Below are 25,455 nucleotides of genomic sequence, written 5' to 3'. Positions count from 1 at the left end.
TCCTGAACGAGACGGTATTTGGCACTCGACAATCGGCCTGCGAAATGGCAGCGCTACCGACAGTACAACCGGAGAGACGATCATGAGCGATGCCAAACTCCGTGAGCAAATTTGCACCTTCTCGCGCTCGCTGTTCGAGCGCGGTCTGACGCCCGGTTCCTCGGGCAATGTCAGTGTGCGTCTTGAAGACGGTGGCTATCTGATGACGCCGACCGATAGCTCGCTCGGCTTTCTCGATCCGGCACGGCTGTCGCGCCTCGATCGTGACGGCAGGCTCATATCCGGTGACAAGCCGACGAAAGAAGTCCCGCTGCATACAGCCCTGTACGACACGCGGGATGGATCGGGGGCCGTGGTTCATCTTCATTCGATCCATTCCGTTGCCATCTCGATGTTGCCGGAAATCGACCCGGCCTCCGTGCTGCCGCCGATGACCGCGTACTACGTCATGAAACTCGGCCATACCGCGTTGGTGCCCTACTACCGGCCGGGCGACGAAGCGGTCGCGGGCGCCATTCGTGGGCTCGCCGGTCGCTATTCCTCCGTGCTGCTCGCCAACCACGGGCCTGTGGTTGCAGGCACAACGCTCAGTGCCGCCGTCTACGCCATGGAGGAGCTGGAGGAAACCGCGCGGCTGTACCTCATGCTGCGCGGCCTCAACCCCCGTATGCTCACACAGGCGCAGGTCGATGATCTTGTGCGGCACTTCGATCTTCAGATGCCCGATGATGCGGAAGGTCACGATCACAACAGTCTCGTTTGAGGCATGGTGAACATTCCTCACGAAAAGCGGTCCTTTTTTGGAAAAGGACCCAAAAAACCGTTTTCCTCAGCGGGCCGCTGGGACGTATTTGCGCCAGTTGTGCGCCTCGCTGAAGCCGAGCATCGCCTTCGTCTTCTTGTTGGATAGAAGGCCTTCGAATTCGGCCAGTTCACCCTTCACGGGCACGTTCGGGTAGTAGCGGCGCAGCAGCTCCGCCGTCGGCAGATCGGACGACGTATCATCGTTGACGGCGTTGAAGACCTGGAAGCCGAGACCGTCCTTCTCGATGCCGAGCTTCACGATCTGCCCGAGGTCGCGCGCATCGATGTAGCTCCAGGCGATCCGGCGGCGAAACTCGGGCTTCGCGAACCAGCTGGGGAACAGCTCGTATTCATGCGGCTCGATGACGTTGCCGATGCGGATGGCGTAGATGTCCGTGCCCGAACGGCGCGCGAAGGCCTGCGCCGTCTTCTCGTTCACGATCTTGGAGAGCGCGTAGCTATCCATCGGATCGACCGGATATTCCTCGTCGAGCGGGAAGTATTCTGGATCGCGGTGGCCATTGGCAAAGACGATGCCGTAGGTCGTTTCGGACGATGCAATGATGACCTTCGGGATGCCGAGCTTCACCGCCGCTTCGATGACGTTGTACGTGCCCATCACGTTGATGCGGTAGACCTCGTTGTCGGGCGTGATCATGATCCGCGGGATGGCCGCGAAATGAACGACGGCGTCGATCTTCTCGGGCCGCAGGTCGGGGTCGAACTCGTGCAGACCCGTGTAGCTCGACAGCGCGTTGAACACCTGGCCGGAGTCGGTGATGTCGGTGATGAGCGTGCGGACGGCGGGGTTGTTCAGCGGCTTGGTGTCGAGGTTCAGAACGCGATAGCCGGCATCGACCAGATATTGCACCACATGACGTCCGGCCTTGCCGCTGCCGCCGGTAAAGATGACACGCTTCATGCTCATTCCTTTTGGATTGGCCCCGTCCTGCGAGCAGGACGGGGATGGAGGGGTTGTTAGAAGTGATACTTGTCGATGTTCGACGCGTTGAAGATCAACGGCGTGCTGAAGATGATGACGCCATCCTTGGCGGTGAACGTGCCAAGATCGCCAGCGGTGAAGGTGCTGTTCTTCTGGATGGCGTTGTTATAGGCGAGACGTGCGACATACATCACCAACTCGCCTTCCTTCACCTCATCCCACAGCGGACTCTCCTTGATCACGCCCGCCTTGACGTATTGGCGGATGGAATCCGGGTCGGAGCAGCCGCCGACGATCACCTTGCCGGTGAGGCCGAGCTTCTGCACAGCGGCGGCGGCACCCACTTCGGCCGCGCCGTCTGGTGCGATGATGCCGGTGACGCCCGGGTTCGCCTGCAGGATGTTCAGCCCCGCCGTCAGCGACTGAGACGGGCTCGACTGCCCATACTGCGTCGTGACGATGGTCATCTTCGGATAGGTCGCGGCCATGTAGGTCTTCAGCGCGTCGATCCAGGCGTTCTGGATGGTGGCGTCGGGCGTCGAGGACAGGATGGCGATCTTCGCGTCGGGCTTGATGTACTTAGCCACGCTGTCGACCAGCGCCTTGCCGAACGCCGGATAGGCGGTGTTCTGGATGAAGAAGTCACGCGCGTCGGGCGCCACGTCGCTGTCATAGGATACAACCTTGATGCCCATCTTCATCGCGCGCCGCAGGGCGGGAGCGAGTTCGGTCGGGTTGTTGGAGGTGGTCGTGATGACGTTGAAGCGGCGGGCGATGAGGCTGTTGAAGACATCGACCTGACCTTGCGCCGAGGCCGTGACCGGACCCGTGTAGAGGAAGTTGATGTTGAGCTTCTTGGCGGCCTCGATGGCGCCCTTCTCGTTGGCCTTGAAGACCGAAAGCCCGATCAGCTTCGGCACCATGGCAACATGGATGCGCTTCGAGGTGTCGATATCTGCGGCATGCGCGCCGACCGAGAAGCCGAGCATCGCGGCAACCAGAAGAGCGGCCTTTTTGGAGTTTCTCATCGATTTCCCTTGGATCTTGTTTTTCGACATGTGCGGTCGTCCGGTCGCCGTCTTATTCGGCGGCCTTGGGCACTTTGCCGCCGCCAAGCCTGCGGAGGCGAAGGAGGAGAAGGGCGACGCCGGTGCCGCGTCCCGACAGCAGGTTGCGGATGGCGATGGCGGCCAGCAGGATCGCGCCGGTGACCATGGTCGTCACCATGTCGGAGAAGCCCGCGATCAGCATGCCCTGGCGGAGAACGCCGAGCAGGAGCACGGCCATGACCACGCCGGTGATGGTGCCCTCGCCGCCGAAGATGCTGACGCCGCCGAGCACGACCATGGTGATGGTGGTGAGCAGCAGGATGTCGCCCATGTCGGGCCGGACGGCGCTGTAGTAGGAGGCGAGCACGATGCCGGCGAGAGCGGCCGTGGCACCGCTGATGACATAGGCGCTGCACACCACGCGAGCGACGCGCATGCCGGAATAGCGCGCGGCCTCCACGTTGTAACCCACCATGACGATCTTGCGGCCATAGGCGCTGCGCGACATGAGCAGGCTGAAGAAAATCGCCAGAATCACGAACAGGATGAGCTGGTAGGGCAGGAGGCCCGCCACCTCGCCCTGGCCCAGTGCGTTGAAGCTGTTGGGGAAGCCTGAGGGCGGATTCTCTCCCGCCAGGGCCGTGCCGACACTGCCGTAGATGAAGCTCGTCGCCAGCGTGGCGATCAACGGCTCGGTGCGGAGGCGGGTGATGATCATGCCGTTGATCCAGCCGAGGATCGCGCCGCTGCCGACGCCAATCGCGGCCGAGAGCCAGATCGACAGGTGCAGGCCCTGCCAGAGCTCGGCCATGACCATCGCGCCGAGGCCCGCTACGGAGCCGACCGAGAGGTCGATGCCGCCGGTGAGGATGACGACACTCAGCCCCAGTGCCACGAGGCCAAAGGGCAGGAAATTCTGGGTAAGGCCGAGGAGCGAGCCGATGCCGTCGTAGAAACCGGGAATGCCGATGCAGAAGCCGATGATCTCGATCAGCAGCAGCGCGAGCAGGGACCTCTCCCATCCGTCGAGCGGGAAGCGCGAACCGGTGCGGCGGGCGGTGACGGCGTTGTCGACCGTTTTCATGCGGAGCCTCTCCCGGCGCCGCTTTGGCGCATGCCGAGCGTCACAGTGAGCAGGATCATGGCGCCCTCTCCGGCCGAGTACCAGATTGGCGGGACGTGCAGAAAGACGAGCGCGGTGAGGATGACGCTGAGGAAGAGGCCGCCGAGAACGGTGCCGATCATGTTGCCGCGTCCGCCGACGATGGCGGTGCCGCCGATCAAGGCGACCGCGATGGATTGCAGCTCGACATGGTCCCCGGTGCCGGTCGTCACCGTGGCGGAGCCCGTGTAGCAGACGAAGACGAGGCCCGCGAGCGCTGCCAGGACGCCCGAGATCATGTAGACGCGGATCTGCGTCGAGATGACCGAGACGCCGGCATTGTAGGCTGCAACGGCATTGTTGCCGATCGCCAGCACGGCGCGGCCGAACAAGGTATGACCGAGCGTGAACCAGCAGAGGAACAACACGGCCGCGAGCACCAGCACTGGAATGGGGATCGGTAGCCAGTTGGCGATGATGCCGTTGCCGAAGGTGGCGTAGCCGGGCGGCACCTGGTCCACCTGCGTGCCGTTCGAGTAGATGAAGATGAGGCCGCTATAGATGCTGTAGGTGCCAAGCGTCACGATGATCGGCGGGATGGTGAGCCGGGCCACCAGCAGCCCGTTGACGGTGCCGAGCACCAGGCCGATGACGAGCGCGATGCCGGCGGCGCCGATCAAAGGCAAACCATTGCTCTGCGCCAAAAGGCCGGTGACGACGGCGGTGAGGCCCATGATGGGGGCGACCGACAGGTCGATGCCCTTGGTCGCGATCACCCAGGTCTGCCCGAGCGCCAGGAGCGACAGCACCACCGAGTTCAGCACCATGAAACGGATGTTCTCGAGCGAGATGAACCGATGGTTGATTGCGCCCACTGCCAGCAACACGACCATCGCTGCGACGATCAGAGTGATCTCGCGCGTTTCCCCGCGGATCCGGCGCCGTGGCTGCGCGGTCTCCGCGCTGGAAGCGGCGGTCTGGAACGGCGGGGAGGCTTCGGTCATGCTCGCCTTCATCGGCCGGATGCCTCGGCGCTGGTAAGGTATGAGGAGGACACGCGATCCGGCGTGATCGCGTCGCCGCTGATCTCGGCGACGATCCGACCCTCATAGACCGAGAGGATGCGGTCGCAAAGACGCACGAGTTCCTCGAGTTCCGAGGAGATGACGAGGATCCCCATGCCCTCCTGGGCGAGGCCGTCGATGAGTTCGTAGATCTCGTCTTTGGCGCCGACATCGACGCCGCGTGTCGGTTCGTCGAGGATGGCGACCTCGGGTCCGATGCCCATCCATTTGCCGAAGACGACCTTCTGCTGATTGCCGCCCGAGAGTTGCCGCATCTTCTGGTTGGTGCCGGCGCAGCGCACGCGATAGCGCGCCACGGTCTCGGCGCCGATGCGGTCCTCGTCGTTCTGGCTGAGCAGGCCCATGCGGGTCTTCACGCGTTCCAGAAGACCGGAGGTGAGGTTTTCGGTGATCGTCATCGGCAGGATGGCGCCGTGCTTCGCCCGATCCTCCGGCGCGTACACAAGCCCTTTGCGGATGATGTCATGGCTGCTGGACGTCGAGATGTCCGCGTCGCCCAGATGAACCGTGCCGGCGTCACGCCGCCGCAGGCCGAAGATCGTCTCGGCGATCTCTGTGCGCCCGGCGCCGACGAGCCCGGCCAAGCCGAGAATTTCACCTTTATGGAGGGTGAAGCTCACATCGCGGAAGCGCGGCTCATGCGCGAGACCTTGCACGCGCAGAATGGGCGTGCCGGTGGAGTGGCTGATCTGCCGGCGTGGGATGACGCGCATCTCGCGGCCTACCATTTTCGACAGAAGCCGAACGCGATCAAAATCCTCGCGCTCGACGTTGTCGACCAGCGCGCCATCGCGCAGCACGCTGATGTCGTCGGAGATGTCGAGCACCTCGTCCATGCGGTGGCTGATGAAGCCGAGCGTGTAGCCCTCTCGGCGCAACCGGCGCATGGTGGTGAACAACCGCTCCACCTCATGGGTCGTGAGCGGCGATGTGGGTTCATCGAACAGAATGACGCGGCAGCCGCGCAACAATGCCTTGGCGCATTCCAACTGCTGCTGCTGGGCAATGCTGAGATGCCCCGCCCGCTGATCCGGGTCGATATCGAGTTTAAGCGTGGCGAGCGCCTGAACGGCACGGCTGCGCGCGACTTTCCAATCGACGCGGCGCGGAAAAACGCCTCTCGTCGGCAGCTGCCCGACGAACATCGTTTCGGTGACCGTCAGCTCCCGCATGAGCGCAGGTTCCTGAGGCACCAGATAGATGCCCGCATGGTGCGCTGCAGCAGGAGAGGCGAGCGACAGCGGCTGGTGGTCGAGATGGAGCGTGCCGCTTGTCGGCCTTACAAGACCCGAGAGAATCTTGAATGCCGTCGATTTTCCGGCGCCGTTTTCGCCCATAATGGTGTGGACGCGGCCGGGGCGCATAGTCAGGCTGACGCCGCGCAGCACAGCGACATTGCCGTATTGCTTGGTGAGATTTACTGCCTCGTAGACCCCGGTATCCGGATCGCGCGGGGTATCAAGAGCTGCCGACGCCACTCCGTTTCCTCCAATGACGGTTTCTGTCCCCTTCGGGTGACCGTTCGTGGCAGCTGCTCTACTCCCTCAATCATGGTAGCGCAACCAAAAAATCTTCACATGGCGGAGATGGGAACGAAGAGTTAATCTGGGCGCATGAGCGAGACCACCGTCCAGCCCACCCGGAAAATGACCCGCCCGGCGACAGTCACGTTGAAACATGTGGCCGAGCGCGCGGGCGTCTCGCCGATCACGGTGTCCCGCGTCATCAACACACCCGATGCGGTATCGGAGCCGCTGCGGCTCAAGGTGGGCCGTGCAGTCGAGGAACTCGGATATTTGCCAAACCGGGTTGCGGGCGCGCTCGCCTCGGCTGAAAGCCGGGTGGTTCCGGTCATCGTGCCTTCGCTGTCGAACGCCGTGTTCATCGAGGTCATCCAGGGCGTGCAGGACGTGCTGGAGGTTGAAGGCTATCAGCTGCTGCTCGGCAATACGCAGTATGATCTGCAGCGGGAGCAGGACTTGGCGGCGACCCTGCTCGGTTGGTCGCCAGCCGGCGTGATCATCGCCGGGCTGCGTCACTCCGAGCGCACGCGCGCGATGCTGGAGGCGTGGCGGCGGCCAGTGGTCGAGATCATGGAGTACGGCGGCCATCCGATCGATATGAACGTCGGCCTGTCCCACTACAAAGCCGGGGACAGCATGGCCCAGCATCTCATTGCCAGGGGCTACCGAGAGATAGGTTTCATCGGCGGCGGACTGACGACAGATTACCGGGCAATGCAACGCTTCAAGGGGCTGGACCGCTCCCTGGCCCGCCACGGTTTGCCGAGGCGGCCGCCCTTCACGCATGAGGGACCATCGAGCGCACAGGTAGGAGGCGACGCTTTCGTGCGCGCGCTCGAAACCGACCCAGAGCTCGACGCGATTTTCTTCGCCAACGATGACCTGGCGGTCGGAGCCTTGTTGCGGGCGCAGCGCGAGGGAATAGCGGTGCCGGAACGTGTGGCGATTGCTGGTTTCAATGGCTTCGGCATCGGGGAGCTCATGCAGCCGCCGTTGACGACGATCGTGTCTCCGCGGAAGCAGATTGGGCAACTTGCCGCGACAAAGCTGATTGCGCGCGTTCAGGGGCGGGACGACGGAACTGCGTGCGTGGATGTGGGATTTTCACTGCGGATAGGCGGAAGCACGTAGCGTGCTCGATCAAGCGCCGGGTTGGCATGAGCTTGCATGAGGCGCCGCTTATCCTGACGCTTGTGCTGGACGACACGTCACAAGCGTTTTTCGATCGCGCCCGGGAACTGTGGTTCCCGCCTCGGCTCAACTTCATTCGCGCCCATGTCACGATGTTTCATCACCTGCCTGGCGCGCAGCTGGCGTCCATCAGGAATGATCTGGCGTCGGTTTGCGCGGGACAATTTCCCGTCAAGGTGGCTGTCACCGGGTTGCGGTCGCTAGGGCGCGGGGTCGCCTACACTCTACGCACGCCGGAGATCGAGGGGCTGCGGTCGCGGCTTGCGGGGCAGTGGCGGGATGATCTGACGGCGCAGGACCGTCAAGGCTGGCGGCCGCATGTGACGGTGCAGAACAAGGTGTCGCCGACGGAAGCAAAAGCGACGCTGGAGCGGCTGTCTGGCGAATTCGTCCCCTTCATGGCGACGGCGACGGGGGTGGCGCTGTGGCGCTACCTCGGCGGTCCTTGGGAAGAGGTAGCCGTCCTGGCGTTCGCGGGGTGAGGCCGGGCTACTCCTCCGGCTCGGTCGTGAAGAGCAGGGGGTAGCCCTGCTTGCGCGCCGCGTCGATCGCATTCGCCGTCTTGGCTTCCGCGATCTCCTTCGTGAAGACGGCGACGACGCAGACACCGCGACGGTGGGCGGTGATCATGACTTTGCGGGCCTGCTCCTCCGTCAGCCGGAACTCGGACCGGAGCACGGTGACAACGAAGTCGCGCGGCGTGTAGTCGTCGTTGACCAGCACGACCTTGAACAATTTGGGCCGCTCGACCTTGAGGTCCGTCTGGGGCCGCTTAACGATGATTGTCTCGGCCATTCCGGCTTTTTCCTCCTGTCCCCAAGCGGTCGATGACCGGAGCCATAGCACGGCTCAGGGACCGCTGCATCCCGGTCCTGTTACCGTGAGGCTTGCTCCAACGTCATCGTGTTACCCCTCTTGCGAGCGGACCACGGTTATTCCCGGTTGAGCGGGGCCAGGGCAGGCGTCTGCTGATGCTGGACGACGTGCCACTTGTCGTGTTCAAGGCGGCGATAGACCGTTGTGCAGTGCGCCTCGTAGGCCTGTTCGCCCTCCCGCTCCGCCCGTGCGGCGTAGGCGATGACGATAAGACCCTCCTGCGGCCGCGCGACCTGCCGCTCCGTCAGTGTCACGGAGGTCCAGCGAGGCGTGTTCGCAACCGCCTCCGCCGCCTGCCGTCCGGTCACGATGAAGGGCTTTGCCGGCAACACCATGAGGCATTCCTCATCGATGGTCGCGCGATAGTTCTCTGCCCCACCGGTCCACAGACCTTCCTCCGAGCCCCAGATCCGTTGGTCGTCCATTCGCGCCTCCATCTCTCGCCCGAGCCCTATCAGACCCCGCGATCAGCCGCCAATCACCACCTGGTGCGAAGGCGCTGAGCTATCGGCGAGGTTCAGACAGCGCCAAGACGCGCCGCGAGCCGCAGCAGAGCCGCGTCGCCCGATCGCCAGCCGATGAGAGAGAGCCCCACCGGGATGCCGTCCGGCGTCTCGCCCAGGGGCAGGTTTACCTGCGGCAGGCCAGTGAGACCGGCGATGCAGGTCAACGTGACGATCCGGCTCCCCGCCTCCGCCATCGCCGAGAGCGAGATGTCCCTTCGCGGCGGCAGGATCGGCACGGTCGGCAGGCAGAGCACGAAACGATCGTCCAGAAGGGTGTCGATGCGCTGCCGCACCTCCTCGCGGAAGACGCGATCACCCACGACATCGGCCTCGGCGAGCAGGGACGCCAAAGCAAGGGACCGCCCGACCTCGAAGGAAAAGCGAGGATTAACGCGGTCGATCCAGTCACGGAACGTCGAGGCATATTCGAACTGCTGGAGGCGGCGCTGATGATCTTTCCAAACCGGCAGCCCCTCGGACGCAAGCACGATGTCCTCGCTCGCCGAGAAGGCACCGCGCAGTCGCGCGATGGCGGGGCCGAGCGTCTTCGCCACCGCGGGATTGGCGGTTGCCAACGCATCGATCGCGATGAGCAGCTTCTCCGGCATCACCGGGTCGTCGTGCTCCGCGAGCAGCACGCGCCCCACAGCCTCGAAAACATCGGCCGAACGCGCGAAGAACCCGATAGTGTCGAAGCTCGGAGATTGGGTCATCAACCCCTCAACCGGAATGCGCCCGTGGGTCGGCCGTAACCCGTAGAGCCCGGTGAAGCTCGCCGGCACGCGCACCGAGCCGCCGCTATCCGTGCCGAGTGCCAAGGTGACGACACTACCGGCCACTGCCGCCGCCGAACCGCTGGACGAACCGCCTGGCAGCCGGTCTGGCGCGCGGGGGTTGACCGGCGTGCCCTGGAACTGGTTGTGCCCCAGCAGCCCGAGCGAGATCTCGTCGGTGATCGTCCGGCCGCGCAGCGAAGCGCCCGCATCGAGCAGGCGTTGAACCGCCCAGGCGTTGCGCGTTGCAGGCTCATGAGTACGAGCCCAGTCGGGATTGCCGCAGCCCGTCACCAGACCCGCGACATCGAACAGGTCCTTGGCGGCGAACGTCATTCCCGTCAGCGGCCCCGACGCGCTGCCGTCGCAGGTCACCGGATCGCCCGGCACAAATGCTCCAAACGAATTCTTGAATTCGGGCGACGGCGTCATCCTGCGATCAGACCTTGTACATCGTGCGATAATCGAGGTGGGTGTGGAACCAATAGACGTAGCCTTTGACGTTTTTCTGCATCGCCACGTCGAAGAACAGCCTGGCCAGCGGAATGCGCGGCATGTCGGTCATGACGATGTCGTTCATCGCGACGAGGTCCTGATCGTATTTGGCCGGGTCCGTCTCGAAGCGCGCAGCCTCGATGAGCGCATCGAGTTTCGGGTTCTGATAGTTGGCCGTGTTGAAGACGGCGTCGTTCTTGCCGTAGAAGTTCCAGTAGAAAAAGTACTCCTCCGGCACCAGCCAGCCGTAGAACTCGGTGATGACGAACGGCATCGTCTTGGACGCCATCTGCGCGAACCAGTTGGCGCCCGGCACCTTGTTCAGCGTTACCTGCACCCCGATCTTCGCGAGCGATTCCTGCATGAACAGCGCAATCGGCTCACGCGTCGTCGCCTCGCTAAGATCGTAGGAGAGCGTGGTCTGGAAGCCGTTCGGGTAGCCCGCCTCGGTCAGCAGCTGCTTCGCCTTTTCGAGGTCGGTTTTGTAGGGAGAAACCACGGGCCAAGCCGGCGGGTAGGGCTTTGACGGGTCACCGCCCCACATCGGGACATCGCGGTTGTAGAGGGCGGAATCCATGATCGACTGATAGGGAACGGCCCAGGCCATGGCCTGCCGCACCTTGAGATTGTCGAACGGCTTCATCTTCACGTTCATGTCGACGAACAGCAGATCGTTCTGCACCGGCGTGCCGATGACCTGCAGCTTGCCGGCCGCCGCCAACTCGGCGTAGTCGCGCGGCGGGAGACCGACGGATATGTCGACGTCACCGCGTTCGAGCAGCGCGCGCCGGGTTCCGGGCGACGCGATCTGCCGGTAGATTACGCGCCTCAACTTGGGCTTGGGCCCCGACGTCCAGCCGTCGAAGCGAGTGAAGACGATCTCCGTGCCGGGCTGCCAGCTCGCGACCTTGAAGGCGCCGCCGCCGGCATCGTTGTGCTGCACCCAGTCGAGCGCCCAGGGATCGGCGGCCGTCGCATGCTGCTTCGCGAGCTTGGAGTTCACGATGACCGGGATCGGCACGACGAGATCCGGCATCGTCAGCTTGTTGTGCTCGTCGAACGTCATCTTGAAGGTGTGCGCGTCGACGACCGAGAACTGGCCGGGATGCACCATTGATCCCGCACCCATCTGGACGGTAGCAAAGCCGCCTACCGATACCGCGCGATCGAATGACCATTTCACGTCGTCCGCGGTCACCGGGCTGCCGTCGTGGAAGGTGGCGTCCTTGCGGAGGTGGAAGACGTAGGTCTTGCCGTCGGCGCTGATGTCCCAGCTTTCGGCGAGTTCAGGCACCATCACCGTCACGTCGTAGCCGGTCGCGCCATTCGCCATCGTCTTTGTGCCGTGGCTGACGAGACGGTCATAGACGTTCCAGGCGACGAGCCGGCTGTAGTCGTTGGCGACAGGCACCATCGTATCGAGCGAGTTGGGACCCTGCTCGCCGACCACCACCAGCACCTCCTTGGGGGTTGCGGCCTCGGCGATGCCATCGAGAGCCAAGGCAACCGGTGCGAGGATAGAGCCCGCGAGAAGTGTTCGGCGGTTGACGGACGTCATGAGCGAATTTCCTTTTCGAGGGTCACGGAGGAAGTGGCTGGCCGGTTGCGCCGAGCGTCAGGCCGCGCTGGCGCTCCCAGGCCGCGGCGAAGCTCGTTATGCGCGCGTCCTGCATCGGCAGCCCGACGAAGCTGATGCCTTGCGGCTTGCCGTCGGGCCGCATCCCGTTCGGAACAGCGATCGCGCATAGATCGAGCAGGTTGACGAAGTTCGTGTAGGTGCCGAGCTCCGCGTTGCGGGCGATGTTGTCGTCGTTCATCGCGGCGACGGTGAAGGTCGTCGGGGTCGTAGGCGTTACCAGCACATCGACATCCGCCAGCATGCCGAAGATCATCCGCCGGTAACGCGCCAGACGATGCTGTGCCGCGAACACATCCGCGCCCGAATAGCCTCGGCCCCAGCCAACGATCGTGCGTGTCGCCGGATGCAGCGCCGCTTCGTGCTCGTCGTAGAAGCTCTGCAGATTGGCGTAGCGGCGGGCGATGAAGGCGTCCTCGTACAGCATCTTCGCGACGGCATGAAACGGGCTGTAGTCGAGAGGCACCGCCGCACCACCCATAGCCTCGAGTTGCGGAATCGCGGCATCGAACAGCCGCTCGGCCTCGATGTCGCCGAAGAACATCCGGGTCGCGGTCGATGGCACGGCGAAGCGGAAGGCGCGCGGCAGCGGCTCCGCCTCCAGGGCGAAGGCATCCGCCTCGGGGCGCGACTGCGGATCCTCGGGGTCGTAGCCAATCAGGATGCGCGTCGCGGCAATTGCATCCGCAACCGTCAGCGTCAGCACGGTGTGGCTGGCGCTCATCCCCGCGCGGGAGCGGCCGCCAAGCGAGACCAGCCCCGGCGTCGGCTTCAACCCGACGATGTTGTTGAGCGCCGCGGGCACCCGGCCGGAGCCCGCAGCGTCCCCGCCGAGCGCGAGGCTGACCAGACCCGCCGCAACCGTCACGCCGCCGCCCGAGGTCGATCCGCCGGAGATGTAGTCATGGTCGAACACGCAACGCGGGATGCCGTAGTCGGTCCGGGTGCCGTTAATGCCGACGCCGAACTGGTCCATGTTCGTCTTGCCGATGACGATGGCGCCGGCATCCAGCAGCTTTGTCACCGTCGGGTCGGTGCTGTCGGCGCGATGGGCGAAGGCGCGGCAGCCCTCGGTCGTCATCATGCCCGCGATGTCGAAGCTGTCCTTCACCGACAGCGGCAAACCGAACAGCGGCAGGCGGTCGCGGTCTGCGTGGCTTTCCAGCGAGCGTGCCGCAGCCACAGCCTCCGTGCGGGGCACGAGACTGATCCAGGCCGGGTCGTCGCCGCGCGCCGCGATCCGGTCGTAGACGGCATCGACCACCCGGCTCGGCGTCAGGCCACCACTCGCATACGCCCGGTGCAGGGTAATGAAGTCGAGGCTGCCGGTGCCGGGCGACCAGGGTTCCGTCACAAGCCCAGCTCATCCAGCAACGCCGGCCAGCGGTTCGCCCAGGGCCGTGCCGCCTCGAACGCCGCGGCGGCGGATAGCACCGAGGCGTCGGCGAGGTGGCGGCCGATGATCTGCAGGCCGACGGGCAGGCCGTCCTTCGTGAAACCTGCGGGGACGGAGGCCGCCGGTTGTCCGGTCATGTTCAGCGGAAAGGTGAAGCAGAGCCACTGGGTCGAGCCGACCATGCGGCCTTCGATGACTTCCGGCCCCTGCATGTGGACGGGGAAGGGCGGCACCGCGAGCGTCGGTGTCAGCAGCAGGTCGTAGCGTTCCATAAATCGCCACATGCGGTTGCAGACGGATTTGCGGACGACGTTGGCGTCTGTGAATTCAGTCGCCTTCCAGTCGCGCTCGAGGAAGGCCAGCAGATGCGGAGACATCGACGCGCCATGCTTCTCGGCCATGCGGCGCATCCCCGTCAGGTCGCTCTCCTGCGCGACCAGCGCCCAGAAGGCGCCGTAGGGATCTTCCCAGCCCGGATGTGCCTCCTCAACGATGCAGCCGAGATCGCGCTCGAACACCCGGACCGCTTCACCGACCACGCGGCGCACCTCGGGGTCGACGGCGGCGTAGCCCCAGTCTGCACTGTAGGCGATGCGCTTGCCCCGGAGATCGCTCGCGCGCGCCGCACCGATCCAGTCGACGTCGCCCGCCGGAATGGAGAGCCGGTCGCGCGGGTCGGGGCCGGTGATGACGCTGAGCATGAGCGCCGCGTCGGCGACCGTTCGGCTCATCGGGCCGATATGCTCCAGGCTCTCCCAGGAGGAGACGCCCGGATAGCGTTCATCGCGGCAGCCGGGATAGAGCGCGACCCGGCCCATGGACGCCTTCACGCCGACGAGGCCGGAATGTGCCGCGGGAATGCGGACGGAACCGCCGCCATCGCTGCCGATGGCGAACGGCGCGACACCGGCGGCCACCGAAGCGCCCGAGCCGGCGCTCGACCCGCCGGGGGTGAGGGCGAGGTTCCAGGGGTTGCGCGTGGTCGGGAAGATCGGGTTGTGGCCGACGCCGCTGTAGCCGAATTCCGGCACGTTGGTCTTGCCGATGATGACGGCGCCCGCCGCCCGCAGACGCTCGACGCTGATGTCGTCCTCGTCGGGGATGAAGTCCCGATAAGCGGGCGAGCCCATCGCCGTGAGAATGCCGCGGGTTGCGACGAGGTCCTTGATGCCGATGGGCACCCCGGCCAGCGGCCCCACGGTCTCGCCCGCGCTTATCCGCCGGTCGATCGCCGCTGCCGCCTCCCGCGCCAGTTCCGGCGTCGGCGTGCAGAAGGCATGAATATGCGGTTCCAGCACCTCCATGCGCCGCAGGACAGCCTCCGTCACTTCTACGGCGGAGAGCGAGCGGTCCCGGATGCGCGCCGCGAGCGTCACCGCATCGGTCCGGCAGATTGCGTTGTCATCTTGTGTCGTCATTGGACGGTCTCCTCCGCGAAATGGCAGGCGGCCCGGTGGTCGTGGCCGAGCGCGCGCAGCAGCGGCATCTCCCGCGCACACCGGTCCTCCTGGCGCGGGCAGCGGCCATAGAAACGGCAGGCGTTCGGATCGGGATCGATCGGGCTGCCTGCGGAACCCTCCAATCGCGGCGGGCGTTGTCCGCGCCGTGCCGGATCGGGGATCGAGGCGAGCAGCGCCCGCGTGTAGGGGTGGCGCGGCTCGCGGAACAATTCCTTTGCGGGCGCCTGTTCGACGACGCGGCCCAGATACATCACGACGATCCGGTCGCAGAGCAGGCGCACGACGTTGAGGTCGTGCGACACGAACAGGTAGCTCATGCCGAGTTTGGCGCGCAGATCGGCGAGCAGGCGCAGGATCACCGCCTGCACGGAGACGTCGAGCGCCGATGTGGGCTCATCCAGGATCAGCAGAGGCGGGCGCAACACGATGGCGCGGGCAATCCCGACGCGCGCCTTCTGGCCGCCGGACAGCTGGTGCGGGTAGCGCCCCTCCATCTCCGGCGGCAGCCCGACGAGGCCGATCGCCTCACGCGTGAGGCGCGCCAATTCCGCCGCGCTCTCGGGAGGCCGCAGCCGGCGCAGCGGGTCGGCGACGGCATCGAAGACCGTGAGCGTCGGGTTAAGGCTCTCGGTCGGGTCCTGGAAGACGACCTGGATGCGCCCTCGCGCCGGGTCATGCACGAAGCGCCGCAGTGGAATCGGCGCGATGTCGTGGCCGTCGAAAACGATGGCCCCCTCGGTCGGGTCGATGAGGCGCGCGAGCAGCCGCACCATCGTCGATTTGCCGCAGCCGGATTCGCCGACGAGGCCGACGCTCTCGCCGCGGCGGATGGTGAGGTCGACGCCGTCGACTGCATGCAGCAGACCATGCGACGTCGGGTAGCGCTTGGAGAGCGCAACCGCTTCCACGAGCGCCGTCACAGCGGGTTCCAGCAGCGGAGGCTGTGGCCGGGCCGGATTTCGGTCAGCGGCAAAGGCTGCGTACGGCAGCGCACATCGCTCCGGTCGCATCGATGCAGGAACCGGCACGGCGGTAGATCGCCGCGCAGATCCGGCAATGTGCCGGGAATGGCCGCGAGATCTGCGATCTCGGTTTCGGCGCCGGGCGTCGCGCCGATCAGCCGCGCGGTATAGGGATGCGCGGGATGCCGCAGCAACTCCGCGATCGGCGCCGCCTCGACGATGTGCCCGGCATGCATCACCAGCACGCGGTCGCAGTATTCGCCCGCCAGTGCGAGATCATGTGTGATGAGGATCACCGAGGTGCCTGCATCCCGCACCTGATCGCGGATGAGGTCCATCACCACGGCTTGCGTCGTCACGTCCAGGCCGGTCGTCGGCTCATCGGCGATGAGCAGCTTGGGCGTACAGGCCAGCGCCATCGCGATCATCACGCGCTGGCAGAGGCCGCCGGAAAGCTCGAATGGGTAGGCATGGTAGCGCCGCTCCGGATCCGGAATACGGGTACGGCGCAAGGCCTCCACCGCGCGGTGCTTCATCTCGCGAGCGGGCAGGCGCGCATGCCGTCGCAGCACGTCCTCGATCTGCAGACCGACCTTCCGGATCGGGTTGAGCGCGGTGCGCGGACTCTGGAAGATCATGGAGATGTCGCGGCCGCGCGTGTCGGCAAGCGCCGCGTCACTTTGGTCCAGCATGTCGCGGCCGATGAAGTGCAGCGCCCCTCCGCGCACGTTGGCAGCGGGGTCCATGAGGCCCATGATCGCATAGGCGAGCACGGACTTGCCGGAGCCGCTTTCGCCGACGATGCCGATGATCTCGCCGGGCTCGACGGAGAAGGAAACCTGATCGAGCGCCTGCACGCGCCCTGTGCGGGTGCGGAAATCCAGCGTCAGGCCCGCAACCTCCAGCAGAGGCTGCGGCTTGGGCTCGAGTTTGATCGCGGCGCTCATGTGCGCTTGCGGGGGTCGGCCATGTCGCGCAGCCCGTCGCCCAGCATGTTGAAGCAGAAGACGGCGATCACCAGCGCGGCGCCGGGAAAGACGAAGGTCCACCACTCACCTGAAATCATGTAGCTGGCGCCTTCCGACACCATGATCCCCCATTCCGGCGTCGGCGGCCGGACGCCGAGTCCGATGAACGAGAGTCCAGCCGCATTGAGGATGGCCCAGCCCATGTTCAGGGAAGCTTGCACCATCATCGTCGGCAGGATGTTGCGAAGGATGTGGCCCCAGATGATCCGGAAACCGCCGTTGCCCCCCATGCGCGCCGCCTCGACGAAGGCGAGGTCCCGGCGCACGTTCACCTCCGACCGCGCGAAGCGGCCATAGAACGGCAGATTGATGACCGCCGTCGCAATTATGATGTTGACGACGCTGTTGCCGAGCGCGGCGACGATGCCCATCGCGAGGACAAACAGGGGAAACGCCATGATCGTGTCCATGATCCGGCCGAAGATGGCGTCGAACCAGCCGCCCCAATAGCCTGCGATCGCGCCGCATGCCGTGCCGATGACGAAGGACACCACCACCGCCGAAACCGCCATGCCGAGATCGAGCCTTGTCGCGACGACGACGCGGCTGAAGATATCGCGCCCGAGCGCATCCGTGCCGAACCAGTGCGCGCCGCTCGGCGGTTGCAGATGCCTCGCGCTGTCCGTCGCCAGCGGGCTGTATGGCACGACGTCCGGTCCGATGACCGCGCAGACGAGCATGACGACGAAGATGCCGACGGCTACGAGCGTAAGGCGGTTCTCCGAGAGAATATAGCCGGTGTTGCGCAGCATCGTCGTGGCGGACATTTCTCAGCCCTCGAAGCGCACGCGGGGGTCGATCGCCATGCTGGCGAGATCGACCGCGAGGTTGAGCAGGATGTAGAGCGTGGCCATCATCAGGATGAAGCCCTGCACGGCGGCATAGTCGGACTGGATCACCGCCTTGACGGCATAGGCGCCGACGCCGGGCCATCCGTAGACGTCCTCGATCAGCACGTTGGACCCCAGCACGAACGAGAACACCATGCCGAGCACATTGACGACCGGGAGCAGCGCGTTCCTGAAGGCGTAGGTGATCAGGATCTTGGCCGGCGACAGGCCACAGGCCCGCGCGGTGCGGACGAAATCGCTGCCGAGGGATGCGAGCATCGCCGCCCGGGTGATGCGCGCGATCGGTGCGAGCGCGAAGAGGCCGAGCGAGATCGCCGGCAGGATGATCTGCGCCAAGGCACCGCCGAAGGTTGCCCAGTCGCCCGCGATGACGGAGTCGATCAGGTAGAAGCCTGTGATCGTCGGTGGCGTGTCGTAGTAGACGTCGTTGAGCCGTCCGAGCGGTTCAGGCGCGAGATGCAGCAGGAAGTAAAAGACGTAGACCAGCAGCAGGGCGACGAAGAACGTCGGGAAGGCGGCGGCGATCGTGACCGTGCCCCGGCAGAGGTGGTCGATCCACGAGTTGGGGCGCGTGGCCGCCAGCATGCCGAGTGGCACCGCGACGGCGATAGCGAAGATCAACGCGGCCAAAGTGAGTTCGAGCGATGCCGGCAGCCGCTGCACGAGGTCGGTGAGCACGGGCTGACCGGTGCTCAGGGATTGTCCGAGGTTGCCGTGCGCCAGTGCATCGACATAGCTCAGAAACTGAACCGGCAGGCTGCGGTCGAGCCCCAGATGTGCCCGAACCTGGGCGACCGAGGCCGCATCCGCCGCAGGCCCAGCAAACAGCACTGCGGGATCGCCGGGAAGTGCGTGCGACAGCAGGAAAGTCACGACGATAACGCCGATCAGGCTCGGGACTGCACCGGCAATCCGGCGCAGCACAATCCGCAGCGTGGACGCAAGCGTTCCAGTCGCCATCAGGCGCTTCCACCACCTGGGCAGCAGGCGGCTTGCCGATGAAGGCGTCTGTGGGCTGGCAGATGTCGATGTCAATAATCACGGTCCATGCCGGAGGCGCCAGAAGATCGTCGCCGGGTATCTTTCAAGACTTGTGCCAGGGCCGTGGAGGCGGGTTTCGCCCGAACAGCCGCGCCGCCCGATCAATGCAGGCTTAGTCGTGCCTAATTTCTAGGCACAAGGCAGGCATCATTCCGCGGTTCGATCATGTTCCGGTGCGTCTGCCGAAAAAGCTGGCAACGACCAATGGCAGATATCAAGGCAAGATCGATGACTTGTCAACCAACTGGCGGCACCGTCACCCCGATCATGTCGCCCTCACGCACGAGGCTGGCGAGCCTGTCCTCGGGCCAGCCTTCGGTGCCTTCGGGGCGCATCGGCAGCACCATCCAGCGATAATCGGCGGTGCTGTCCACTACGCGCAGCGTCACCGTCTCGGGCAGCGTGAGGCCGAACTCGGCAAGCACACCGCGCGGGTCCCGCACGGCACGCGCGCGGAAGCTCGTCGATTTGAACCAGAAGGGCGGATAGCCCAGCACCGCCCGCGGATAGCAGCTGCACAGCGTGCAGACGACCAGATGATGCAGATCGGGCGTGTTCTCCAGCACACCGAGCGGCGGCATGCCTCGCATCGGAATGCCGAGGCTTTCGGCGGCTCTCGCCCCATCGGCCAGCATCAACGACCGGAACTCCGCATCCACCCAGGCCTTCGCGACCATGGCCGCACCCTGCGCCGGGGTCGCTGCGTCCGTCAACGCGATGCGTTCCGCGATCTCCTCGGGCGCGGCGATGCCCTTGGCCGCCAGCAAGGCGCGCAGCGCACCCAGCAGCCGGCCGCTTTCAGTGTCGGCGAGGTTCATGGCGCCGTCTCCAGCCAGGGCTCGAAGATCTCGACGAGGATGTCCTCGTTCGTGCGGCGTTCGGGCCAGAGCGCCGACATGTCGAAGCGCACGTGGTAGAGTGGCAGCGTCTTCCCCGGACGCCCGAAGGCCAAGTCCTCGGGGTTTGGGAAATCGCCCAGATGACGCGTGACGACGCCTGCCTCCCCGCGCAGGTAATGGGGCGTGCGGATATGGCAGGGGCCGCGCGTCTCCGGCCAGTCGTCCCGCACCCGGACCCGCGTGCCCGGTGCGATCATGGCGCAGACGCCACGGCGGCCTGCAATTCAGCCTCGCCGATGACGCCTTTCAGCAGCAGCGTCGCAGTCATCGCGCGCAACCACCGCTCGTAGTAGGAGAGGCGAAGATACTCGGCTTCGGGTAGCGCCTCGATGCCGCGACGCAGTTCATCGACCGACATGACCTCCTTCATCCCGAGGATCTGGCGGATCGCATCCACCTCCCGGTCGAAATCCGTCAGCGCGTGCGGTTCGGTATCGATCGCTTCGCACATGTAGCGGGAGACGCCGCCCAGATCGTGCATCGCGCGCGGCACGTCTTTGCCGGGGAGGCCAGGGCGATCGGCGAGGTCCGTCACCGCGTCATTCCCCGCGCCGCCACCGGCCAGATGCCCTCGACGATGCCGTTGCGACTCACCACCACCTCGTCGTGCAGGTTCGTCACGACGCATACGTGATTGGGAAGAATCCGAACCCGCTCGCCCAGAGCGGGCTTCGCCCCGCTGCGGCTGAGATCGACCATGCCATGCTCTTCGCTGAGCCTGTCGATCACCGCATCCGGGTAGTCGACGAGCAGGCCGTAGCCGGCCGATGCGCCGCGCGGGATGAGGTCGCTCGATAGCGTCTTGGAGCCGCAGTCGAGGATCGCGCGATCCCCGGCCGGGCGGCTGATGACCGTTGCATGCACAAGCAGCGCGCAATCCTCGAGCGTCGCCGCGCCCACTTCCACCAGCGTGCGGTCGTTATAGATATAGGTGCCGACACGCATTTCAGTCACGCCACCGATTTCGTGTGCATGCGCCGCACGCGGCGTGCCGCCCCCCGAAACGATCGGCAGATCGACGCCGGCGTCCTTTATTGCGCGAACGAATTCGACGGTGGCCGCACTGCTCGGATAGGTCATCAGTCCGTCGAAGCGCAGCCCGTCCGCCGCGCGCACCTGAGCGATGAGCGTGAGAGCTTCGTCGACGGAACCGACACCGGTACGGTGCATTCCGCTGTCGAACTCCACCAGCACGCCGATCTGGCGGCCGGCTTCCTGGCCCGCCAGCGCCACCGTCTCAAGCGCCAGGGGGTTGTCGATCGCCGCCCGCATCGTCACCCGCCGGGCAAGCGCCGCCAGCCGCCGTGCCTTGTGCGGGCCGATCAGCGGATAGGAGATGAGGATGTCGTCGAGCCCGGCATCGGCCATGACCTCGGCCTCGCCGAGTTTCTGGCAGGTGATGCCGACGGCCCCCAGCGCCACCTGTGCCTGCGCGAAGCGCGGCAGCTTGTGCGTCTTGATGTGCGGGCGAAGGGCGAGGCCATGGGCGTCGGCATAGCCCTGCATCCGGGACAGGTTGCGCTCGACCACATCGAGGTCGACGACCGGAACCGGCGTCTCTAGTCCAGTGACGGCCAGCGTATCACTCATCGGCGAGAACCGCGATGCAGTCGACTTCGACCAGGATACCGTTGAGCTGGCAACCAACAGTGGTGCGTGCCGGGGGGCTGACGGGGAAGAACTCGGCGTAGATCGTGTTCCATTCCTGGAAGCGCGTCACGTCGCTGAGGTAGCAGTTGATCTTGACCACATCGTCGAGGCTGCTGCCGGAGCCTTCGAGAATCGTCTTGAGGTTGGTCAGTGTCTGCCGCACCTGGCCCTCGAAGCTGTCGGGCGTCTGGCCGGTATCGGGCTCCTTGGGTCCTTGGCCGGAGACGAAGACGAAGCCGTTCGCCACCACCGCGTGCGAATACTGGCCGCCGGGCTTGGCCGCGCCCTCGATCATCAAAGCCTGCCGCATCGTTCGGTCTCCTTACGCTTTCGCGAGCACTTTACCGGGCCGAGCGCCCGTCGACTTGCCCTGCGCCACCACGGGCTGACCCGCAACCCATACGTCGGTAATGCCGGTGGGCGTCTGGGCAGGCTCCTCGAATGTTGCGCGATCCGTGACTGTATCCTCGAACAGGACGAGGTCCGCGACCATGCCGGGCCGGATCAGCCCACGGGTGGCGAGGCCGAAACGCTGGGCGGACACGGATGTCATGCGCCGCACGGCATCTTCCAGGGTGAACCAGTGGCGGTCCCGCCGCAGCGGGCCGAGGATGCGGGGGAAGCTGCCGAAGGCGCGGGGATGCGGGCGCGTGCCGGGACGCGGGAGCCCGTCCGACCCGACCATGTGCAGCCGGTGGCAGCAGGCGGCCTGCAGGTCGCCGTCGTCCAGCTGGAACATGACGATGGCGGTCTGGCCGTCATCCTCCGCGACCAGTTTTGCGAGCAGGTCGAAGGGCTCGATCCCGAGGCCCGCCGCCGCCGCATCCATCCGCTGGCCCTCAAGCGGCTTGAGCGCCGGGTGCCGACGCCCGAGATCAGCACATTGCCCCAGCCGATGAGCGCGATCTTCGACTGCGCATGGCCGTCGGTGCTGCCTTGCTCCACCCAGCGCCGCAGATCGGCGCGCGCTGCCGGGTCGGCAAGGCGGGCGCGCAACGCGCCGAGGCCGCCTTCCTGTGCCGCGGGCGGCAGGAGTTGGAGCACGTAGCTACTGCCGGCGGGGTAGGGGTACATGTCGAAGCTGATGTCGATCCCGGCGGCGCGCGCCGCTTCAAGCCGCGCGAGGGCCGCTGGAATGGCGCCCCAGTTGGGCCGGCCGGCAGATTGCAGATGCGACAGCAAGCCGGGAACCTTCGCGGCCGTCAGGATGTCGATGAACTCCTCGATCGACGACAGCAGTCCGCCCTCGTAGCTCCGCACATGGGCCGCGAGCAGTCCGCCCTCCGCGCGCACCGTCTCGGCCAGCGCCACCAGCTCGGCACGTTCGGCGAAGGCGCTTGGGGGATAAACGAGGCCGAGCGACAGGCCCACCGCGCCGGCCTTCAACTGCGCGGCCAGAAGCGCCTGCATGGCCGCAATCTCGGCCTCCGTCGCGGGACGCCGCTCATAGCCCATGACGGCGAGCCGCAGCGCCGCGTGACCGACGAGGGAGACGAGGTTGAGCGCGATTCCCGGCGCTTCCAGGGCCGCGCGGTACCCTGAGAAATCGGCGAACACCTCGGATTGCGCGGTCTCTCCCAGCAGGCCGCCGAAGTGGCCGCGCAACAGGTCGGTGGCATGGGGCGGCGCGGGATAGAGCGAGAAGCTGCAGTTGCCGACGACGATGGAGGTGACGCCCTGCAGCGCCTTCTCGGGCCGGTCCGGCTCGCGCAGGAAGGCGAGGTCGTCATGGCAATGGGCGTCGATAAAGCCGGGGGCGAGGTAGCGGTCCTCTGCCTCGACGACCGCCGCATCCGCCGCCGATAGGTCGGGTCCGATGCCGGTGATGAAGCCTCCCGACAGCCGGACATCGGCGCGGAACCAGGGGGCGCCGGTACCATCCAGCACGCGGGCGCCCTTGATCAGAGTGTCTCTAGTCATGCCCCCAGCCTATACGCCGCGCGCGGCTTCCGCCATGCTCTGCCCACTCGATCGCCCCGCCTCTACTCGCCCCGCCTTGACCACTGGAGACCGCCGATGTCCGCTCATCAACCGACCCGCTGGGCCTTTGTAACCGGGGCGGGCGGCGATATCGGCGGTGCCATTGCGGACCTTCTGGCGGCGCGCGGCTGGGGCGTCGTTTGCGCCGACATCGATCTTGCGCGAGCCGAGGCGCGGGCCGAGGCGGTGCGTGCCGCCGGGGGCCGCGCCGCCGCGCTCCATGTCGACGTAACCGACGAGGCGTCGGTCAATGCGGCAGCGGAGGCCGCGCTGGCGCTCGGCGATGTCCGGGCTTTGGTGAACAACGCCGGGCGGGCTTTCGCGCCCAGCATGCGGACCACGGATTACGCGAGTTGGCGACGCGACATGTCGGTCAACCTCGACGGCGCATTTCTATGCATCCATGCCTTTCAGGATCATCTGCTGGCCGGCGGCGGCTCGATCGTGAACATGGGATCGGTCAACGGCATCGGCATGTACGGCAATCCCGCCTACAGCGCCGCCAAGGCGGGGCTCATGCACCTGACGCGGTGCCTGGCGGTGGAGTTTGGGGGTGCGGGCCTTCGCGTAAACGCGGTCGCGCCCGGCACGGTTCGCACGCGGGCGTGGGTCGAGCGGCTGGCGGTGAACCCTCAGGTGTTCGATGAGTTGAACGCGTATTATCCGTTGGGGAAAGTGGCCGTACCCGCCGACGTGGCCGCCGCGGTTGCATTCCTCGTGTCGGATGACGCGTCGCACATCACGGGTGTCGTTCTGGCGGTCGATGGCGGGATCAGTGCGGGCATTCCGCAACTCGCCGCGGCCGTCACGCAGGATCGCTGAGAGACAAAAGCTTGCTTCTTTCCCCGCATAGAAGCGCCTTCCATGCTGCTCGTCATCGTGATCATGGCAGCTATACAAGCTTGCGTTACCGCGCTTAGAGTTCGGCCCGCTGCACCACACGGAAGAAAAGGCCCCTCATGCGCATCGCTCCCCGTCCTCTTGCCCTCGCCGGGGCCTCCGCGGCTCTCGCGCTCACGTTAGCGGTTTTCGGGGCGGCGCCTGCGCGCGCGGCGACCGTGCTCAATCTCGTGGCTGCGGACTACGGCACGGGTCCGGCCGACACCAGCCAGACCTACTGGCAGACGATCGCAGACGCGTTCCATGCCGCCAATCCGACGATCACGGTGAAGGTGCAGACCATCAACTGGAACGATTTCGACACCAAGGTCCAGACGATGGTGCAGAACCGGCAGTATCCGGACATCACCGAGGGTGACTACTTCTCGAACTACGCCCAGGAAGGCCTGCTGTACAAGGCCAGCGATGTGATGACCGATCCGTCCAACCTGATGCCCGCCTTCAAGACGCTCGGCAGCTATGGCGGCGCCCAGTACGGCATGCCCTTCACCACCAGTTCCCGCACCCTGTTCTACAACAAGAAGCTGTTCTCGCAGGCAGGCATTGCCGCTCCGCCGAAGACCTGGGACGAGCTTTACGCCGACGCCGGCAAGATCGAGGCGCTCGGCAAGATCGGCTACGGCATGCCGCTCGGGCCGGAGGAGGCTCAGGCCGAGACCCTGCTGTGGTTCCTCGGCAATGGCGGCGGCTATCAGGATGCCGGCGGCAAATGGGTCATCAATAGCCCGCAGAACGTCGAGACCCTCGAGTACATGACCAAGCTGGTGAAGGCCGGCTATACCGAGCCGAACCCCGGCACCAAGAACCGCGCCGCGATCCTGGAGCAGTTCGCGCAGGGGCAGATCGGCCTCATCAACGGCATCACGACGCTGCTGCCGATCATTAAGCAAGCGGGCGTCCTCACCGACAGCGACTGGGGCACCTCGGCCATCACCGGCAAGACCGGTCCGCTGGATAGCACTCTCGGCGTCTGCGACTTCATGGCCGCCTTCAAGACGAACGGCAGCAAGCAGGCGGCGATCAAGAAGTTCATCGATTTCGCGCTGCAGGACCAGTACCAGATCGCCTTCTCGAAGGAATATAACCTGTTGCCGGGCACCACCTCCGGTGCGGCGGCCTTCTCGAAGATCGATCCGCAGCTGGCGCCCTTCATGGCGGCGCTGCCCAAGGCCGTTCAGTATCCGAGCGACACGGTCTGGGCTCAGGTGAAGGTGCAGATCCAGCAGACTATCGGCACAGCCATCGGCCCCGATCCGAAGCCGGTTCTGGATGCCATCCAGGAAACCGCACTCAAGGGCAGCTGAC

Annotated in this window: 26 protein-coding genes and 1 pseudogene; 5 read left to right on the top strand and 22 right to left on the bottom strand. The window is 65.6% G+C overall.

Translation table 11 applies throughout. From position 1 onward, the window contains the following. The first annotated feature begins 82 nt into the window (after positions 1–82). Positions 83–763: an aldolase gene (locus ACOEQ1_RS15425; RefSeq protein WP_419760125.1), complete on the top strand. Its 681-nt coding sequence runs from the start codon at positions 83–85 to the stop codon at positions 761–763. 66 nt (positions 764–829) lie between these two features. On the opposite strand, the gene ACOEQ1_RS15420 is transcribed toward ACOEQ1_RS15425, so the two are convergent. The 5 genes from ACOEQ1_RS15420 to ACOEQ1_RS15400 are packed head-to-tail and all read right to left on the bottom strand — an operon-like array spanning position 830 to position 6,461. Next, positions 830–1,726 (bottom strand): NAD-dependent epimerase/dehydratase family protein, encoded by an 897-nt coding sequence (locus tag ACOEQ1_RS15420; RefSeq protein WP_419760124.1) that lies wholly within the window; start codon positions 1,724–1,726, stop codon positions 830–832. Positions 1,727–1,782: 56 nt separating this feature from the next. Then, positions 1,783–2,775 (bottom strand): substrate-binding domain-containing protein, encoded by a 993-nt coding sequence (locus tag ACOEQ1_RS15415; RefSeq protein ID WP_419760123.1) that lies wholly within the window; start codon positions 2,773–2,775, stop codon positions 1,783–1,785. Between the two features lie 52 nt (positions 2,776–2,827). Further along, positions 2,828–3,880, bottom strand: coding sequence for an ABC transporter permease (locus tag ACOEQ1_RS15410; RefSeq protein WP_419760122.1), 1,053 nt, complete (start codon positions 3,878–3,880; stop codon positions 2,828–2,830). Beyond that, entirely contained in the window at positions 3,877–4,902 is a 1,026-nt protein-coding gene (locus ACOEQ1_RS15405; protein WP_419760121.1) for an ABC transporter permease, read from the bottom strand. The genes ACOEQ1_RS15410 and ACOEQ1_RS15405 overlap by 4 nt, the downstream gene beginning before the upstream one ends. Before the next feature lie 8 nt (positions 4,903–4,910). Then, positions 4,911–6,461: a sugar ABC transporter ATP-binding protein gene (locus tag ACOEQ1_RS15400; protein WP_419760120.1), complete on the bottom strand. Its 1,551-nt coding sequence runs from the start codon at positions 6,459–6,461 to the stop codon at positions 4,911–4,913. A gap of 135 nt (positions 6,462–6,596) precedes the next feature. Here ACOEQ1_RS15400 and ACOEQ1_RS15395 point away from each other — a divergent pair, with 135 nt between their 5' ends. Then, positions 6,597–7,637 carry a LacI family DNA-binding transcriptional regulator gene (locus ACOEQ1_RS15395; protein WP_419760119.1) on the top strand — a complete coding sequence of 347 codons (1,041 nt, stop codon included), beginning with the start codon at positions 6,597–6,599 and terminating at the stop codon, positions 7,635–7,637. Between the two features lie 26 nt (positions 7,638–7,663). Then, positions 7,664–8,179 (top strand): 2'-5' RNA ligase family protein, encoded by a 516-nt coding sequence (locus ACOEQ1_RS15390; protein ID WP_419760118.1) that lies wholly within the window; start codon positions 7,664–7,666, stop codon positions 8,177–8,179. Between the two features lie 7 nt (positions 8,180–8,186). Here ACOEQ1_RS15390 and clpS read toward each other — a convergent pair whose 3' ends face one another. The 17 genes and pseudogenes from clpS to ACOEQ1_RS15305 all read right to left on the bottom strand — a co-directional run. Beyond that, positions 8,187–8,492 carry an ATP-dependent Clp protease adapter ClpS gene (gene clpS, locus ACOEQ1_RS15385; RefSeq protein WP_419760117.1) on the bottom strand — a complete coding sequence of 102 codons (306 nt, stop codon included), beginning with the start codon at positions 8,490–8,492 and terminating at the stop codon, positions 8,187–8,189. Positions 8,493–8,629: 137 nt separating this feature from the next. Beyond that, on the bottom strand, positions 8,630–8,998 hold the full coding sequence (locus tag ACOEQ1_RS15380; RefSeq protein WP_419760116.1) for a DUF4440 domain-containing protein: 369 nt from the start codon (positions 8,996–8,998) through the stop codon (positions 8,630–8,632). A gap of 92 nt (positions 8,999–9,090) precedes the next feature. Then, complete coding sequence (locus ACOEQ1_RS15375) at positions 9,091–10,284, bottom strand: amidase (RefSeq protein WP_419760115.1); 1,194 nt, start codon at positions 10,282–10,284, stop codon at positions 9,091–9,093. A 7-nt stretch (positions 10,285–10,291) separates the two neighbouring features. Beyond that, positions 10,292–11,905 carry an ABC transporter substrate-binding protein gene (locus ACOEQ1_RS15370; protein ID WP_419760114.1) on the bottom strand — a complete coding sequence of 538 codons (1,614 nt, stop codon included), beginning with the start codon at positions 11,903–11,905 and terminating at the stop codon, positions 10,292–10,294. Between the two features lie 22 nt (positions 11,906–11,927). Then, complete coding sequence (locus tag ACOEQ1_RS15365) at positions 11,928–13,337, bottom strand: allophanate hydrolase (protein WP_419760113.1); 1,410 nt, start codon at positions 13,335–13,337, stop codon at positions 11,928–11,930. Beyond that, complete coding sequence (locus ACOEQ1_RS15360; RefSeq protein WP_419760112.1) at positions 13,334–14,797, bottom strand: amidase; 1,464 nt, start codon at positions 14,795–14,797, stop codon at positions 13,334–13,336. Before ACOEQ1_RS15360 ends, ACOEQ1_RS15365 begins: the two co-directional genes overlap by 4 nt. Continuing rightward, complete coding sequence (locus tag ACOEQ1_RS15355) at positions 14,794–15,759, bottom strand: oligopeptide/dipeptide ABC transporter ATP-binding protein (protein ID WP_419760111.1); 966 nt, start codon at positions 15,757–15,759, stop codon at positions 14,794–14,796. Before ACOEQ1_RS15355 ends, ACOEQ1_RS15360 begins: the two co-directional genes overlap by 4 nt. Next, positions 15,756–16,748 carry an ABC transporter ATP-binding protein gene (locus tag ACOEQ1_RS15350; RefSeq protein WP_419760110.1) on the bottom strand — a complete coding sequence of 331 codons (993 nt, stop codon included), beginning with the start codon at positions 16,746–16,748 and terminating at the stop codon, positions 15,756–15,758. The genes ACOEQ1_RS15355 and ACOEQ1_RS15350 overlap by 4 nt, the downstream gene beginning before the upstream one ends. Beyond that, entirely contained in the window at positions 16,745–17,596 is an 852-nt protein-coding gene (locus ACOEQ1_RS15345; protein WP_419760109.1) for an ABC transporter permease, read from the bottom strand. The genes ACOEQ1_RS15350 and ACOEQ1_RS15345 overlap by 4 nt, the downstream gene beginning before the upstream one ends. A gap of 3 nt (positions 17,597–17,599) precedes the next feature. Then, positions 17,600–18,640, bottom strand: coding sequence for an ABC transporter permease (locus ACOEQ1_RS15340; protein ID WP_419760108.1), 1,041 nt, complete (start codon positions 18,638–18,640; stop codon positions 17,600–17,602). 317 nt (positions 18,641–18,957) lie between these two features. Further along, entirely contained in the window at positions 18,958–19,539 is a 582-nt protein-coding gene (locus ACOEQ1_RS15335; protein WP_419760107.1) for a nitrile hydratase subunit alpha, read from the bottom strand. Beyond that, complete coding sequence (locus ACOEQ1_RS15330) at positions 19,536–19,817, bottom strand: SH3-like domain-containing protein (RefSeq protein WP_419760106.1); 282 nt, start codon at positions 19,815–19,817, stop codon at positions 19,536–19,538. Before ACOEQ1_RS15330 ends, ACOEQ1_RS15335 begins: the two co-directional genes overlap by 4 nt. Continuing rightward, positions 19,814–20,155 (bottom strand): nitrile hydratase, encoded by a 342-nt coding sequence (locus ACOEQ1_RS15325; RefSeq protein WP_419760105.1) that lies wholly within the window; start codon positions 20,153–20,155, stop codon positions 19,814–19,816. The genes ACOEQ1_RS15330 and ACOEQ1_RS15325 overlap by 4 nt, the downstream gene beginning before the upstream one ends. Further along, positions 20,152–21,210 (bottom strand): alanine racemase, encoded by a 1,059-nt coding sequence (locus ACOEQ1_RS15320; RefSeq protein WP_419760104.1) that lies wholly within the window; start codon positions 21,208–21,210, stop codon positions 20,152–20,154. Before ACOEQ1_RS15320 ends, ACOEQ1_RS15325 begins: the two co-directional genes overlap by 4 nt. Further along, positions 21,203–21,580, bottom strand: a complete 378-nt coding sequence (locus tag ACOEQ1_RS15315; protein WP_419760103.1) for a RidA family protein — start codon at positions 21,578–21,580, stop codon at positions 21,203–21,205. The genes ACOEQ1_RS15320 and ACOEQ1_RS15315 overlap by 8 nt, the downstream gene beginning before the upstream one ends. A 12-nt stretch (positions 21,581–21,592) precedes the next feature. Continuing rightward, positions 21,593–21,955 carry an amidohydrolase family protein gene (locus ACOEQ1_RS15310; RefSeq protein ID WP_419760102.1) on the bottom strand — a complete coding sequence of 121 codons (363 nt, stop codon included), beginning with the start codon at positions 21,953–21,955 and terminating at the stop codon, positions 21,593–21,595. Positions 21,956–22,584: 629 nt separating this feature from the next. After that, a pseudogene (locus tag ACOEQ1_RS15305) lies at positions 22,585–23,190 on the bottom strand (amidohydrolase family protein); the annotation flags it as partial. 96 nt (positions 23,191–23,286) lie between these two features. Here ACOEQ1_RS15305 and ACOEQ1_RS15300 point away from each other — a divergent pair. Both ACOEQ1_RS15300 and ACOEQ1_RS15295 read left to right on the top strand, forming a co-directional pair. Then, positions 23,287–24,072, top strand: coding sequence for an SDR family oxidoreductase (locus ACOEQ1_RS15300; RefSeq protein ID WP_419760101.1), 786 nt, complete (start codon positions 23,287–23,289; stop codon positions 24,070–24,072). Positions 24,073–24,209: 137 nt separating this feature from the next. Further along, on the top strand, positions 24,210–25,454 hold the full coding sequence (locus ACOEQ1_RS15295; RefSeq protein WP_419760100.1) for an extracellular solute-binding protein: 1,245 nt from the start codon (positions 24,210–24,212) through the stop codon (positions 25,452–25,454). The last annotated feature ends 1 nt before the right edge of the window (position 25,455 follow it).

It is taken from the genome of Acidisoma sp. (assembly GCF_965199065.1).
Classification (GTDB): domain Bacteria; phylum Pseudomonadota; class Alphaproteobacteria; order Acetobacterales; family Acetobacteraceae; genus Acidisoma.
The sequence above is the reverse complement of the archived record's forward strand: the minus strand, read 5'-3'. Positions and strand labels throughout refer to the sequence as shown.